Consider the following 13,891-nt stretch of genomic DNA (forward strand, 5'->3'; position numbering starts at 1 on the left):
TCTTTCCATGCGCTGTCCCTTTGAACTTGACCCTCAGATTATCCATCACATCATTTACAGCCAGGCCGGTTCCATCGGCAAGGCGGTTATCGAACTTATCATGAACAGCGTCGATGCCGGCGCGAAACAGGTGAGCGTTGAGATCACCGCCGAAGGCTTTGTCTGCCGTGACGATGGCCGGGGCTTTGCCTCCCATGAGGATGTGAAACGCTATTTTGGCCGGTTTGGCACGCCACATCAGGAGGGGGATGCCACCTATGGCCGCTTCCGACTGGGCCGGGGCCAGATTATGGCCCATGCCCGCACGCTGTGGCGTTCAAACCTCTGGCAGATGTCGGTGGACACACGGGAAATGGGCTATCACTACGATCTTGATGAGCTGACAACCGCCGTACCGGGCTGCTCAGTGAGAGGCGAATGGTACGAGTCGCTGAGCAGTCAGGAGCGCCTCTCCTGCCTCCAGGAAATTCGTGATCTGGTGCGTTACACGCCGGTCATCGTCAGCCTGAACGGAGCGGTTATCACCCGTCAGCCGGCGCTGGAAAAATGGGACGCGGAAGACGATGAGGCCTGGTATCGCCTGCGAGAGGAGGGTGCCGTAGCCATCTACAATCAGGGTGTGCTGGTCCGCCACGACCCCGGGCATCAGTGGGGCGTCGGCGGGCTTATTGTCAGCAAAAAGCCCCTCGCGCTTAACGTCTCACGTACTGAAATTCTGCGCAAAAGCTGCCAGGTATGGAAGTCCATCGCGGCCCGGTTTGCTGTGATGGCGGGTGCGTTCACGAATACGCAGGGCAGTCACCGTAAAACAGAGTCACGTCGGGAAAAATCAGCCCGCCAGCTGCTGGCCGGGGAGGGCGATCTTCAGGCACTGTTCAACGGTGAGGAGGTGATCACCCTGCTGCCGGGCAGGCAGCACGTTACCCTGGAGGCCTTATTACGCCGTTGTCGCCGCGTCTCATCAGCGCATGAACAGTGGGGTTTCAGCCTGGCGCGTTCTGCACGCGACGTACCCCGTGGTGAACTGATTGCGCGTGCCGGCATTGCGCCGGTACTGCATCCCGTCACCCTGACCCGCTTTGGCTGCTATGAAGAAGACGAATTTATGGCCTGCCTGAGCCGTATCCGCAGTAACCTGCTGGCGTATCGCGAGGGGCTGACGCGGTCTGAACGCTGGGGCAGTGGCTGGCACGCTGACGTCGTGCTGATTGATTTCGCCACGCTGAGTGAAAACTTCATCGACCGCACCCTGCTCGTCAGTGAAAAACGTCTGGACAAAGAAACCCGGCGGGCCTGGACGGCGTTACGCTGGTGCCTGAAGCACTATGCCGCGCTGTGTTCCGGTGCAGAAAAGACCTGGCAGGCGTATACGCATGGGGGGACGCGCTTTCAAATCCTGCTGGGTGAGTCCACCACCTCAGAGGCCTGGACCGACGGTGAGACCTATATCGCCTTTAATATCGATATCGTCCGTCGCCTGAAAACGGACCCGTTACTCACCGCCAGCAGGCTGTTCAGCCTGACGGAGCATGAGGTGGCCCATCAGGGCGACAGCCTGGACTGTGGCCACGATGAGGCTTTTTATCAGCGGTTTCATGATATCAGCACGCTTTACGCATCCGATCGTCAGCGTTATCTCCACGTCTGGCTGATGAAATACACCACCAGTCTGGAGGCCGAAGGAAAACGTGCGGGCAGGTCCGCATGGCGGGAGCGTTATCTGACCGAGCGGGCCAGCACCGGTCGGGAGAAGAAAGGTCTGCCCGGCATGATCAGCGACGAGGGTATGGCGAAGGCGCTGAGTGAACCGGAGGAACCTGAAGACAGCGCCCGTCTGGCTTTACTCAATGCGAAGCTGACGGGCGCTGATACCGCCGCGCCCGCCGAACCGGACTGGGAGCGGGTGGTGAAAGAAGGGATTGATCGGGCGCTGAAACAACAGACGGAGCAGACACAACAGCGTCAGATCCGTGAGAGTGAATGGGAGGCGTACATGTGCGAGCTGGATCCACAGGAGGCGGAAATGGCAGAAGCGGGTCCGCCGCCCGATGATGACGAGATGGATGAGATGGTGGAGGAACAGCGTGCACGCTATCTTACGCTACTCCCGGGCGCGACCGCAGAGCTGCTGACGGATTACGTGGTCTGGTACCTGATTCACAGCACGACCACGGAAGAAGATGAGCTGGATGCGTGGGCGCGACGGACCTGGCAGCAGAAAGGGCCGTACCGTCCGGCGGCGGAAGCTGAACAGCTTCCGGAACGCTGGAAGCCGCTGGTCCGCGAGGGTGAAACCCGCTGGAGCCTGGAGCGTAACGCGGCGGCGGCCGGGTTTTTTGACGTCGATGACTACCTGCAATGGCGACAGGACGGCGGCACCGTGGCGTGACGGTGCATAAACGCCGTTCTCTCAACCGGCCAGATGAGGCATTTTGCAGGTTCTGTCAACCACACGGTGGTCACGGATTAATCTTCCGATTCCGGCTCAGAGTTAATTGCTGAACCCGTCACCGCCTGAGCGCACCCTGAGCAGAATTCTCACTCAGGGAGCGTTTCACTATGCGGTTATTCCCATGCCTTGCAGCATTATTTTTCTCCACCGGCGTCAGCGCCGGCACGGTGATCTACACCGACAGCGCCCACCCCGTGGCGGCTGACCTGCCTGCCGACTTAACGGTCACCCTGCTCGATGCCCCGGACCACCTTCAGACGCAGCTCTTTGGCCCACTTCCCGCCGACCCGGCGCAGGCTGAACGGCAGGCGAGGGCGGTGGTGGCTTCCCCGGACTTTACACAAAATCAGCAGGCGCTGGCCGGCGCTTATGCCGGCGTGGTTCACGCCTGGTCTCTGGGGCTGGAAAAATATCCGGCTGTGGTCTTCGACGACAGATGGGTGGTGTACGGCACCACCGATGTCACCGTGGCCACGCGGCAGCTGACGGTCTGGCGGGAGAGTCACCCATGAACATGGCCCTTGCCCGCCCGCGCCGTCTGACGCTCGCCGCGCTGTTTGCCTGCACCGGCACGCTGGCCAGCGTCAACACCGCCGGGCTGCTCTCCAGCGCCGTCAGCCCGGACTGCATCAGCTGGCGCATCAGCGGTATCTGCTACTGGCTGTTCTGCACCCCCTTTGGCTGCACGGTCAGAACCTCGGTAAAGGTGACGCATTTTATCCCCGAAGCGGTGGTGTCCGCGTATCTGAGTCCGGGTGCCAGTCCGTGGACGGAGATGTCGCCAGTCAGCAGCACGGCGGACGGCGCGGAAAGTACGCTCGTGGGCGGTGCTGCGGGCGTGGCCACCGGCGGCGGGCGGCAGGAGATGAAGATACCCGGCACGCGTAAGCAGAACCTGCATTTTTACTATGGTGATGCCTGGGGTCATCCGGCGACAAAACTCATCGGCGGTATGGTACCCGGCTACTCGTGCAGCAGCGCGGCCACGCCTTTTATGCCGTACTTTGCCAGCGGCCTTGATGCGCTGACCTGGCGCACCGGCGTACCGGAAGCGCTCTATCCGGAGGCGCTGGTGCCCGGCAGCCGGGAACTGGGCAGCACGTCTGCCGGCAACATGTGGGGCAACGTTTATCCCCGCAGCGGCTTTGTCACCCAGACCGACGGCTACAAAGCCGCCGCCGTGGTGGTGCAGCGTGTTGCCGACATCATCACCCGTCAGGGCCAGCTTCATGTTTACACGCCGCTGACCGGCCAGCGCTCGGCGGGCTACTGGCCACCAGACCCGGTACAGGAAAACACCGGCACGCAAAACCACAAGTGGCAGCGTCTGTCACCGCAGCTCTCTCAGAGCTGTGCGGTCTTCCCGGACGTCGGCGGACAGAACGCTGAAGACGGCAACTACGCCTGGGCGCTCTGGCAGCCTTACAGCTGCTGCAAACGACGCGGCCAGACCTTCCTTTACAGCACCGACTTCTCCTGAGGATACTGATGATGACACGTCACCCTTTACGGCGTTTTTACCCGGCACCTTTCGCCCTGCTTATCCTGCTCTCTCTTCCGGCCATCGCCCTGGACACGTCGCTTTCGTCTGGCGGCGCGGCGGTGAGCGGTGCGGTCAATGATGGTCTGTTCTACTCCATCGGCGGCGGTTCAGTTATTTCCCCGCCGGCCAGCCGCAGCAACATGTCCCGTCTGGGCCTGAACGGCGGCTGGAGCAGTGACCTGATGTGCGGCAACTTCGACCTGAAAACCACCGTCGGCAATCAGCTTAACGGTGTCACCAGCGGTTTTAAGGACCTGATGGGCAACGTCATTCAGGGCGCGACCGGCGCGGTGATGAGTATGCCGGCGATGGCCATTCAGCGCGCCAATCCGGGGCTGTATGAAATGCTGGCCAACGGGGTGCTTCAGGCGGGCCTGAACTTTGACAAGGCGCAGCTCAACTGCCAGAACATGTCGAAAAAGCTGGCTGATTACACGATGGGCAGCAAATGGCAGCAGGCGGCGGTAGCCGAAGAGTACAAGGATATCGTGGCGTCCAGCGCCGGAGACGCCGTCTCCGGCGACCAGAAGCTGAACAAAGCCACCGGTGAGGAGGGTGTCACCTGGGTGGGGGGCCAGAATCGCGGCGGTAAGGGGCAGCAGGCCATCCAGCCAACCCGTGACCTGGCAAAAGCTGGTTTCAACATGATGAACAGCCTGCCGGTCACCAGCGCCAGCAGTGTCGGCACCGACAGCTGCAACGGCACCGTCTGCCAGCGCTGGAAAACCTCCGATGACGCCGCAGCGGCGGTGGTGAAGGTGCTGGGCGACCGCTCGATACGCACCTGCCGGGAAACCAGCGAATGTACCAGTGGCGGAACCGATAACCAGCCGGGCAGTGCAGTGGCCGGCACCGGTTTTTCTCCGGTACTGGAGGATGCGACAAAAACCAACCTGGAGCAGCTCGCTAAGCTGGTCAACGGTCAGCTCCAGCCCACCACGGACAACCTCGCGGGTCTTAAGACCGGCAGTCTGGTGGTGACCCGTGGCGTTATCCAGTCGCTGCGCGACGACCCCGACAAAGCCGCACTGGTTCAGCGACTGGCCGGCGAGCTGGCGATGTCTGATACGGTGGAAACCGCGCTGACCATGCGCCGGATGCTGACCACCGGTGAGTCTGAACCCAATGCCGCCGAACAGCCGGAAGCGATTGCCGAAGGCGACCGCCGCGTGGACGCGCTCGACCGTGAACTGAATGCGTTGCGTAACGAGATGGAGCTGCGTAAATCCATCAGCAGCAACAGCCTGCTGACCACGCTGGCCCGTCAGGGTGCGCGTAATCAGGACAACCAGATGCAGCAGAAAACCGGCAGTCAGGACCAGGGCTTCAGCCAGATGGGCCAGCCGTCATCCTCAGGAGCGAACTGATATGGTGCTGAACCTGAAAGGCCGCGCCGCCCGCGTGGCCCTCCTTATCTTATCCATGCTGCTGCTGATGGCGGGGATGTTTGCGGTGGCGTCGGTGTTTATGGCGTATGACCCGGACGGGCACCTGACGCGCAACTGGCTGCATGACAGCCGTTGGTGGCTGTTCGCCTGGCGGCTGACGTTCTGTACCGGCCTGGCCGCAGTCTGGCTGTGCAGGGTGCGGCCACGGGTGTTACGCCGCTGGCCACAGGTCCGCTCACGCCTGCCGCGCACCGAAGCGCTGGCGGTACTGTTTATTCTGGCCACGGAGTACGTGGCCTGGTCCGGCGCAGCGTGAGGAGACGAGCATGACGGCGAACAGTTTTCTGGAGTATTTTCTCGTCCTCTTTGGCTGGGTGATGAACAATGCCATGTGGAGCATTCTCAGCAGCACCGGCCTTTTTGCGCTGCCGCTGGTGTTTAAGGTGCTGGGCGTCTGGCTGAAGGTGCGGGAAGAGGGCGCGGACGAGGGCAACAAGGGAATACTGGCACTGCCGCGCATCGAGCACGCTATCTACGTCTCCTTTCTGGTGATGCTGTTCTGCTGCATTCCGCTGCTGCCGGTGGATATCAGCACCATAAAATTCGACAGCTCGCGGGCGAAGCAGTGCGGCGTCAGCGTACCCACGCCGCAGAACTCCGGTTACAAGGGGCTGGTCAATGATTTTGACGGTCGCACGGCGGAGGTGCCGGTCTGGTGGTACCTGCTGCATATGATGTCAAAAGGCACCACGCAGGCAATGATTGCGTCGATCCCCTGCGGCACGCAGCTGCGCCAGATGCGTTTTGACGTGCAGAACACAAAGCTGCGTGACCCGGTGCTGTTACAGGAGGTGCAGGACTTTGCCAACCAGTGCTACTCGCGGGCGTACTTCCGGCTGAAGAACAGTAACAGCCAGCTGAGCGATGCGACCATCAACTCGGTGGGCTGGATTGGCAGCGACTATTTTCTCAACACCTCCGGCTATTACGATTACTACACGGCGATGACGCCGCGCAGCCAGTGGCCGTATGACAGCGCCCGCGACAGCGGGTATCCGGATACCGGTCAGGGTGGCTATCCCACCTGCAAAACCTGGTGGTCGGACGGTTCATCCGGACTGCGACAGCGCGTGCTGGCCAGCTTCAGTGAGGACACCCGTAAGGAGATGCAGCGCCAGTTCCCGGGGACGCAGTGGGAAACCCTGGCGTTGCAGTGGCTGGTCAGCCCGCGCAATGCCGGGTTATCCGGCGGTGGCACAACCTATGCGGTGGGCAGCGCCGATAACACCACCGGGGTGGCGGGTAACCTGACGCGTCTGACGTCCACCATCGGTCTGGGGTTGAAGCAGGCGGAGGCACTGCCGGGATTCGATGCGCTGAAGCAGGCGCTGCCGATGATACAGGCGCTGTTACAGATGATGATCATCACCGTTATCCCGGTGCTGATGATGTTCAGCGCTTATGAGCCGAAAACTATCGTGACTATTTCATTTGCGCAGTTTGCCCTCCAGTTCATCACCTTCTGGTGGGAGCTGGCGGGCTGGCTGGATGACCGGCTGATCACCATTTTGTATGACAATATGGCGGAGCAGGGGATAGCAAACAGCTCCATCCCCTTTGCCGGATTTTTCAGTTCAACATCTGATGGCTGGATGATGAACGTGGTGCTGGGGATGATGTATGCGGTTTTTCCGGCGTTCTGGGTGGGTATGCTGGGTTGGGCCGGAGCAAGGATAGGATCGATGGCCAGTCATATGGCTGACGGAGCTAAAATATCTATGGATGCTGGTGCTGAGGCAGGAAAAAAAGCTCAAGGAATGGCTATTGATTCAGCAACTGGGGGGGTTAAGGGGGCCATGAAATAGATGATGTTCAAGAGGCGGTGTATATAGTTCATGCACCGCTGCTTAGAACCCATCCTTGTCCCTAAAAATGCCTCTTTTCTCCCAGCTATACGTTATAGGAGATTTGTACTCATTTTTAGATTTAGTTTGTGAGGATTGGCTACGAGCGATAACTTCTGCCACTTTCACCGCACTAAAAATTACATCGAATGTTCCAACTAATGCATTACGCCCCAACTCCTTGAAATCAGCCTTCTTCATCCGGAATTTACTCTTTTTACGCGAGCAAATCTCCGCCACATCTTTTGGGTCAAAGCCGTTTCCACTCATATCGTTACCTGCATGGTCTTATCTGAAGCTTACATCGACATTACTACCGAACCACTTATGTATCCAGGTTACTTGAAACTGGGTGGGTTGGCAACTTTTTGAGCATTTTCGGTGGCTGTTCTGACATATGCTTCCGTCAGCCTTTGCTTGTATGTATTCAGAACGCTTATGAAAGATGTGGCATTCGATATACCGACTGTTTAGAATCCGGCAGAATTTTAATCAGGTTTAACAGAGGCAAAAATAGATAATGGACGGCGTCGGGAAATTTACTAAGAAATGGTTTGAATGGGCTTTTCAAACCTCTGGAATGCTATCATTTTGCATTTTTTGTGCATGGATTGCTTTCGAAATTTTCTTTTCAAGCCTGCTGGATAGTAAAAGCAACGAGCGTGATTTCGTAAAACGTTATTTAAGCCCTGAAGTGACAAATGTTACTTTTAATGATGGGTATTTGACTCACCGTCTCATCAAAATGGATTTAAATTACGGAATAACAACAGTTCCGATACAGCAAAAAGCATTGGGCAATGTAAATCAGTTTCTGGAGGAGGTCAGCAATAAATGCCCCTGGCAGGATACAGACAAGGGTGTTTTCAGTTATGTTGCATGTGCAAATGAGCGGTTGCATGATATTTTTTATTATACTCCCAGCGTAGATGTGTCAAATAACTATGCCATTCATCGTTCTGATTGTGATACCAATACATATCTGATGATGGATGCGCTAAAAATGAAGGGAAGATATGCGTATATTATTTACGCGCCTGGGCATGCCTTTTTGGCATGGAAAGACTCATTCGGTAATTTAAATTACTGGGAAACCACATCCGGAAATAATAAAGGTCAACTGGCAAGTCTGAGTGATAAGCTCTATGACAAAGCATTTGAACGCACTTATTACACGCCTGTAAATGATGTTAAGGCTGAAAAAATCTATAATGCACTTATCTACACCAAATCTCAGGTCAGGGTGGATATAGCGAGGCTCTACAATGATAATAGAGATAATGCCATTATTTCAGACTGGTATTTCAGTGCTCGTGATGAGAAAAAGAAAATAACCAGAGATGAAGCGCAGTTGATAATTTCACTTCTTAATACTGATTTTACCTCAGTTGATAAAAAACTGGCCGTTGTTCACTATATGATGCAGCATAATCAGAAGGAAAATGCCTCAGTAATATTTGGTACGATACCTTATGAAAAATGTGGTCGCGACTGTTTTGTTACCGGTGCAGATATGGGTAATGTGGTTTACATTTTCTTCAGGAAACCATTTCTAATCTACGATGACTTTCTCAGAAAACATGCTTCGGGCGCTTATCTGAATGATTTTTATGGGGGTGTTTTTTTCTCCATTAGTGCATTGATTTTCGGTGTGTGTGTATTGATATTACCTCGACGCAGTTTTATTAAAATAAAAAATAGCACGGAAAATAAAAACCATTCTGATGCCACGGTTGCTTAAGCGCCATATAGGGGGCTGAAATAATTTTCAGCCCGTTCAAAAAGTTTCATTTTTTATGCAAAGTCTCTTAATAAATTTAAAACTCCACTTGAAAAAGAACTCCCGTCCGATCTACTATCTGCCCCGATGTACCGTTGCAATACGCAACATGCCAATGTCCCGGCAATCTGAGAGGGACGCCTTCGGGTGATTGCATGCCAAAGTTGTCAAAACCTGAGAGACGACGCCTTCGGGCGGTAAACCCGTCAGCCTTTGAAAATGGGGATCGCGTTAACTGCGATAAAGGATTTAACTTCACTATCAGCCTGTTTTCGCAGCGCTTCTTTACGGACCGTTCAGGTCTGTTTCACTTCGTTTCGTCCCGAATACTGACGACTGCATTCGATGCAAACTTTGCGACGTGGTTATGACCATTTGGAACATTTGGGCATCTTCCACGACGGCATTGTAAGCAGAAGAACGCGGCGTCACTTGCGTGCGAACGAAGTGAACACCAAGTGACGCCGCAAAGCGGCATACGTCCAGCCCGCTAATAACGCGGCTTTAAGACGTATCTGATAACAGGTTTACCGCGTGTCGTACGGTAAAGCTGACAGGCAGAGTACGTGTCTCTCATTCCCGCCGCGTCCGTTTTCACGGACGTCCGCGCCGGGAATACCATCAACGTTAATTAACGACTTCCTGCCTCGGAAAGCGTTAACCCTATGATAAAAGGAAAATTTGTTTCGATATTGAGGCGTCAGACTGGGACTGACGGGGAGTAATACCCGATGCCACCCTGAAATGGGTAGCAATCGATCTCCTGCAAAAACTCAACACAGATTAGCTCTGCTACACAATATCAAACGAGCCAGGATGGCAAACAAACCGACACGCAGAGACGTCTGTGACGACGAAAAACTAACAATCTGGCATTTCGTCTGCTTACTCCGCACGGTCTGTAAGGCCGATCGGCGTAAGCAGATGCATTTTTTCATTCAGGTGCTTTATACGCAGGGAACAGAAAGAAAATGAGCAGAAAATCGGCAAGATCAAAAATCGAAATTTTCAGGAAGAACTTCATCACCCATGCCCGGAGCGTGTCCGGAGGGTATGCGACAACAGCGGACAGGATGCGTATTGCGAAATATTTTCTTAATTACCTCAGGGATAACGGAATTAAATTACGGCATGCAGACAGTATCAAGACGCGTCACTTTTCTGGTTATCTTCTCAGCAGAAAAGAAAAAGGCATTTCCGAAAGAACCGTTTGTAATGAAAGGGCCGCGCTCAGGGGAGTATTTGGCAGTCTCGGAAAAAAATCATTAGCCGATCCTGATAATCCGCTACTCAGTAATAAAACCCTGGGGCTCGAAAGCAGCAGTCGTAATGGAACCAAATCCCCCCTGACGGCAGAGGAATTCCGGCAGGCATTTATTGAGGTGGAAAAAAAAGATAAAGGGGTTGCCGCAACAATGCTACTTGCCCATACGCTGGGATTACGAACAAAAGAAGCGGTTGAATCCTGCAAATCGATTCCAACCTGGAAAAAAGCGCTGGAGAGTGGTCAGCATTCTGTCAGGGTTGTTTTTGGCTCAAAAGGCGGCCGTCCAAGAGATACGGTGATTCTTGACAGGGACGCCTTAAAGTATGCCATCAGTTATGCTGAAAAAGTTATACGGGAAAGTAACGGTAAACTTATCGATAAACCCAATATCAGAAAAGCGATAGATAAATACCGCTATCATCTCCGTCGTGTCGGACTGACGGGGGAAAAAGCACCACACAGCATGCGTTATCAGTTTTCTCAGGATGCAAAAAAGTTTTATGAAGAAAAAGGATTTACTGAAAGTGAAATTTACGCGCAGGTTTCGATGGATTTAGGTCATGGCGATGGGCGAGGGCGGTATGTGAAGCAGGTTTATTTTAAAGGCGTTAATAGTGTTGAGGGTGATGAATGACTTTTCATTTAAAATAAGGTGATAAATCCGGAATGCGCTAAAAAATTAAAGGTTGAGATGAGGCGTCATACGGTTTGCGTTTTAACTACGCTAAAGGTACGTTTAATTTTTAGCTTAAAAAATTCCAGTCGGGAATAATTCGAGGAGGTTGACATCAACAGGCTTTGGTCATTGTGACGGAAGATGAACGTATATCGAAGGAATGTATTTCAGGTCGATAATCGATTTACATATGCAGAGGTTTAACATGAATAAAAATTGCGTTATACAATTATATGTACTTTCAGTTCTGAATATAGAGCAGATCAACATGGCAGAAACAGTGACTGATGAAATTAATATTTCATTCAGATGCATTTCGCCAGTCAATGAAACAGATACGTTTGCAACGATAAATTGTATTAGTCGCGACTTGATCTGACACTGGACCTTGAAAGGTTGAGAGTTACCGGTTTTGATATGGGTGTCTAATCCTTAAACAAAACGCGAGGTAACTCTCATGATTCATACTAACAATCCCATCATCAAACACAAAGCCGGCCTGCTCAATCTCGCCGAAGAACTCGGTAACGTATCAAAAGCCTGCAAGATCATGGGCGTGTCACGCGACACGTTTTACCGTTATCAGGAACTGGCTGCTGAAGGCGGCATCGATGCGCTGATTAACCAGAACCGCCGCGTCCCCAACCTGAAGAACCGCGCCGACGAAGCCACTGAACGCGCTGTTGTTGAATATGCCGTTGAGTTCCCGGCCCACGGGCAACACCGGACCAGTAATGAGCTGCGTAAAAAAGGCGTGTTTATCTCCGGTAGCGGCGTGCGCTCCATCTGGCAACGGCACGACCTGGAGAACTTCCGTAAACGCCTGAAGGCACTTGAGGAAAAGGTCGCCAGAGAAGGCATCGTGCTTACCGACGCTCAAATCGCAGCGCTGGAGAAGAAGGCCCACGATGACGAGGCCAGCGGAGAAATCGAAACTGCTCACCCGGGTTATCTCGGGTCGCAGGACACCTTCTACGTGGGCAATCTGAAAGGTGTGGGTCGTATCTACCAGCAGACGTTCGTGGATACGTACTCGAAAGTGGCACACTGCAAGCTGTATACGAGTAAAACGCCGATCACCGCCGCAGACCTGCTCAATGATCGCGTACTGCCGTTCTACGAGGCTCAGGGACTGCCGATGCTGAGGATCCTGACCGACAGGGGAACGGAGTACTGTGGTAAGGTGGAGCAGCATGATTACCAGCTGTATCTGGCCATCAACGATATCGACCATACAAAAACGAAGGCGATGTCTCCGCAGACGAACGGCATCTGCGAGCGCTTCCATAAAACTATTTTGCAGGATTTTTATCAGGTTACGTTCCGTAAGAAGTTATACGAAGACCTGGAGAGCCTGCAAACGGATCTGGACAACTGGTTGTGGCATTACAATAATGAGCGAACTCATCAGGGAAAAATGTGCTGCGGGCGTACGCCAATGGCCACGTTACTTGATGGTAAACGAGTCTGGGCAGAAAAAAATCTGAACCAGATGTAATCTGACAGACACCTGTATAAATAACCGGTAACTGTCAGATCAGGTCTGAGCTAGTACACTTAAATTGATAAATCGGTAACAGTGTTTTTTTTCTCATTATACGCGATTTGTTTTGATTGAAATTTAAACTGGCCGGACTGGCCAGATGATATCCGGCGCTTTCGATGTATCCACTGCCTGCACTGCTTTAATGTACCTCAGCCACACAACCAGACTTGCCTTGTCTTCGTCGCTGATAATGCCTAACTGGAGTTCCGTCTGCCACAAGCTAATTGTGGCCTGCGCTTCAGCCAGTAACACCGCTTTCTGCTGCTCTGCTGCTTTCACGTCCGCAATATGCTGTGTTTCATAATCTGTTATCCATTCGCTACCGTTCCACCTGTCGTATGGTGTGGCTGGTGCCAGCGTGGTGGTGCCTTCCGGGTAATCGCCCGGCACAGTAACAGCGACCTCTTCGCCTGTTTTAATGTTGTAAACGGTTTCCCCACGATGATCTGCTACGTATTCCCATGCAGTAAAATCCACAGTCCGACAGATGGTAAAGCCATCTTTACTTTTGCCCGGTGCGTCAGTACATGAGTTAGCAGGAACACCCACCCCCGGGGCAAGATACTCAACAGACGTTGAAAGATATTCACGGGTCCCGCCAGCGTAGTTAAATACGGTAATATCTCCCGCCTCAATGGAAATCAGTTCGCTGTTCAGTTTTGCCGTTGCCATTATGCGGCCCTCACAATGTAGTTAAACGCAATGTTTCGCGGGCGGGTTTCATTTGCTGATCGAACAGACAGACGAGCGGAGGAAGTTTGCCCACCGTCAGTGAATGCGTCCCCGGCTGCCAGGCCATCAATGGCATCGGCTCCCGAACCTGTACGATTAGTCAGTACAAGAATGTTTTTTACCGTCAACCCGTTAGAGGCATAGCTCACACCCATTGCATCATTCTGTGCGGAAAGAACAGACCTGCCAGCATCCATGCCCCGACCATCGTCCGTGCCACGGATAAACTCACCTCGCAGATCGGGCAAACTGCCTGAGGGGTACGCCACCGCCAGTGCGGGATATTTGGCTTTATCAAACGCCGCACCGTTGCATTTAAGCCAGCCTGCGGGGGCTGTCGCTGTCGCTGTCGGCCACGGCAGGGGTATACCGACAGGGATAACGTTAGCGCTGGCGGCAATAATTTGTGAGATCGCTCTGGAAAGTTGAGTGTTATCCGCTTTGTCGGGGGCGATACCGGCTTCTGTCAGTACATTCAGAAGCTCTGCCTGAACCTGGTTAAACCAGTCCTGTCCGGGATAGCTGGGCGACTGATTTGCCCCTCCTTCAGTAAACCATAACGGTGTTGCGCTGGATGTGGGCGCAATAGCAGGCATCACGCTG

General features: G+C 53.8%; 12 protein-coding genes. 9 read left to right on the plus strand and 3 right to left on the minus strand.

The genetic code is table 11. The features are described from left to right. Positions 1 to 7 precede the first annotated feature (7 nt). The 6 genes from LU633_RS06100 to LU633_RS06125 all read left to right on the plus strand — a co-directional run bounded on the left by LU633_RS06100 (position 8) and on the right by LU633_RS06125 (position 7,248). Positions 8 to 2,389: an ATP-binding protein gene (locus tag LU633_RS06100; RefSeq protein ID WP_046372224.1), complete on the plus strand. Its 2,382-nt coding sequence runs from the start codon at positions 8 to 10 to the stop codon at positions 2,387 to 2,389. Between the two features lie 170 nt (positions 2,390 to 2,559). Beyond that, positions 2,560 to 2,964: a TIGR03757 family integrating conjugative element protein gene (locus LU633_RS06105; RefSeq protein WP_016192760.1), complete on the plus strand. Its 405-nt coding sequence runs from the start codon at positions 2,560 to 2,562 to the stop codon at positions 2,962 to 2,964. Then, on the plus strand, positions 2,961 to 3,932 hold the full coding sequence (locus LU633_RS06110) for a TIGR03756 family integrating conjugative element protein (protein WP_016192759.1): 972 nt from the start codon (positions 2,961 to 2,963) through the stop codon (positions 3,930 to 3,932). The genes LU633_RS06105 and LU633_RS06110 overlap by 4 nt, the downstream gene beginning before the upstream one ends. 11 nt (positions 3,933 to 3,943) lie before the next feature. Next, entirely contained in the window at positions 3,944 to 5,362 is a 1,419-nt protein-coding gene (locus tag LU633_RS06115; RefSeq protein ID WP_016192758.1) for an integrating conjugative element protein, read from the plus strand. Position 5,363: 1 nt separating this feature from the next. Beyond that, positions 5,364 to 5,699 carry a hypothetical protein gene (locus tag LU633_RS06120; RefSeq protein WP_016192757.1) on the plus strand — a complete coding sequence of 112 codons (336 nt, stop codon included), beginning with the start codon at positions 5,364 to 5,366 and terminating at the stop codon, positions 5,697 to 5,699. A gap of 10 nt (positions 5,700 to 5,709) precedes the next feature. Continuing rightward, positions 5,710 to 7,248: a conjugal transfer protein TraG N-terminal domain-containing protein gene (locus LU633_RS06125; protein ID WP_046372225.1), complete on the plus strand. Its 1,539-nt coding sequence runs from the start codon at positions 5,710 to 5,712 to the stop codon at positions 7,246 to 7,248. A 42-nt stretch (positions 7,249 to 7,290) separates the two neighbouring features. Here the strand turns inward: LU633_RS06125 and LU633_RS06130 are convergent, their stop codons facing one another. After that, the gene (locus LU633_RS06130; protein WP_016192763.1) at positions 7,291 to 7,557 is read right to left on the minus strand and encodes a hypothetical protein; all 267 of its coding nucleotides are present in this window, start codon (positions 7,555 to 7,557) and stop codon (positions 7,291 to 7,293) included. 250 nt (positions 7,558 to 7,807) lie between these two features. On the opposite strand from LU633_RS06130, the gene LU633_RS06135 reads away from it, so the two are divergent. The 3 genes from LU633_RS06135 to LU633_RS06145 all read left to right on the plus strand — a co-directional run bounded on the left by LU633_RS06135 (position 7,808) and on the right by LU633_RS06145 (position 12,508). Continuing rightward, entirely contained in the window at positions 7,808 to 9,028 is a 1,221-nt protein-coding gene (locus tag LU633_RS06135) for a hypothetical protein (protein ID WP_016192764.1), read from the plus strand. A 1,010-nt stretch (positions 9,029 to 10,038) separates the two neighbouring features. After that, complete coding sequence (locus tag LU633_RS06140) at positions 10,039 to 10,968, plus strand: integrase domain-containing protein (protein WP_040465846.1); 930 nt, start codon at positions 10,039 to 10,041, stop codon at positions 10,966 to 10,968. 499 nt (positions 10,969 to 11,467) lie between these two features. Continuing rightward, positions 11,468 to 12,508, plus strand: coding sequence for an IS481 family transposase (locus LU633_RS06145; protein ID WP_046371813.1), 1,041 nt, complete (start codon positions 11,468 to 11,470; stop codon positions 12,506 to 12,508). A 123-nt stretch (positions 12,509 to 12,631) separates the two neighbouring features. On the opposite strand, the gene LU633_RS06150 is transcribed toward LU633_RS06145, so the two are convergent. Both LU633_RS06150 and LU633_RS06155 read right to left on the minus strand, forming a co-directional pair. Next, positions 12,632 to 13,228 carry a tail fiber assembly protein gene (locus LU633_RS06150; protein ID WP_016191786.1) on the minus strand — a complete coding sequence of 199 codons (597 nt, stop codon included), beginning with the start codon at positions 13,226 to 13,228 and terminating at the stop codon, positions 12,632 to 12,634. Further along, complete coding sequence (locus tag LU633_RS06155) at positions 13,228 to 13,884, minus strand: phage tail protein (protein WP_407647036.1); 657 nt, start codon at positions 13,882 to 13,884, stop codon at positions 13,228 to 13,230. The genes LU633_RS06150 and LU633_RS06155 overlap by 1 nt, the downstream gene beginning before the upstream one ends. Positions 13,885 to 13,891: the final 7 nt, after the last annotated feature.

Source organism: Erwinia tracheiphila, assembly GCF_021365465.1.
Classification (GTDB): Bacteria; Pseudomonadota; Gammaproteobacteria; order Enterobacterales; family Enterobacteriaceae; genus Erwinia; species Erwinia tracheiphila.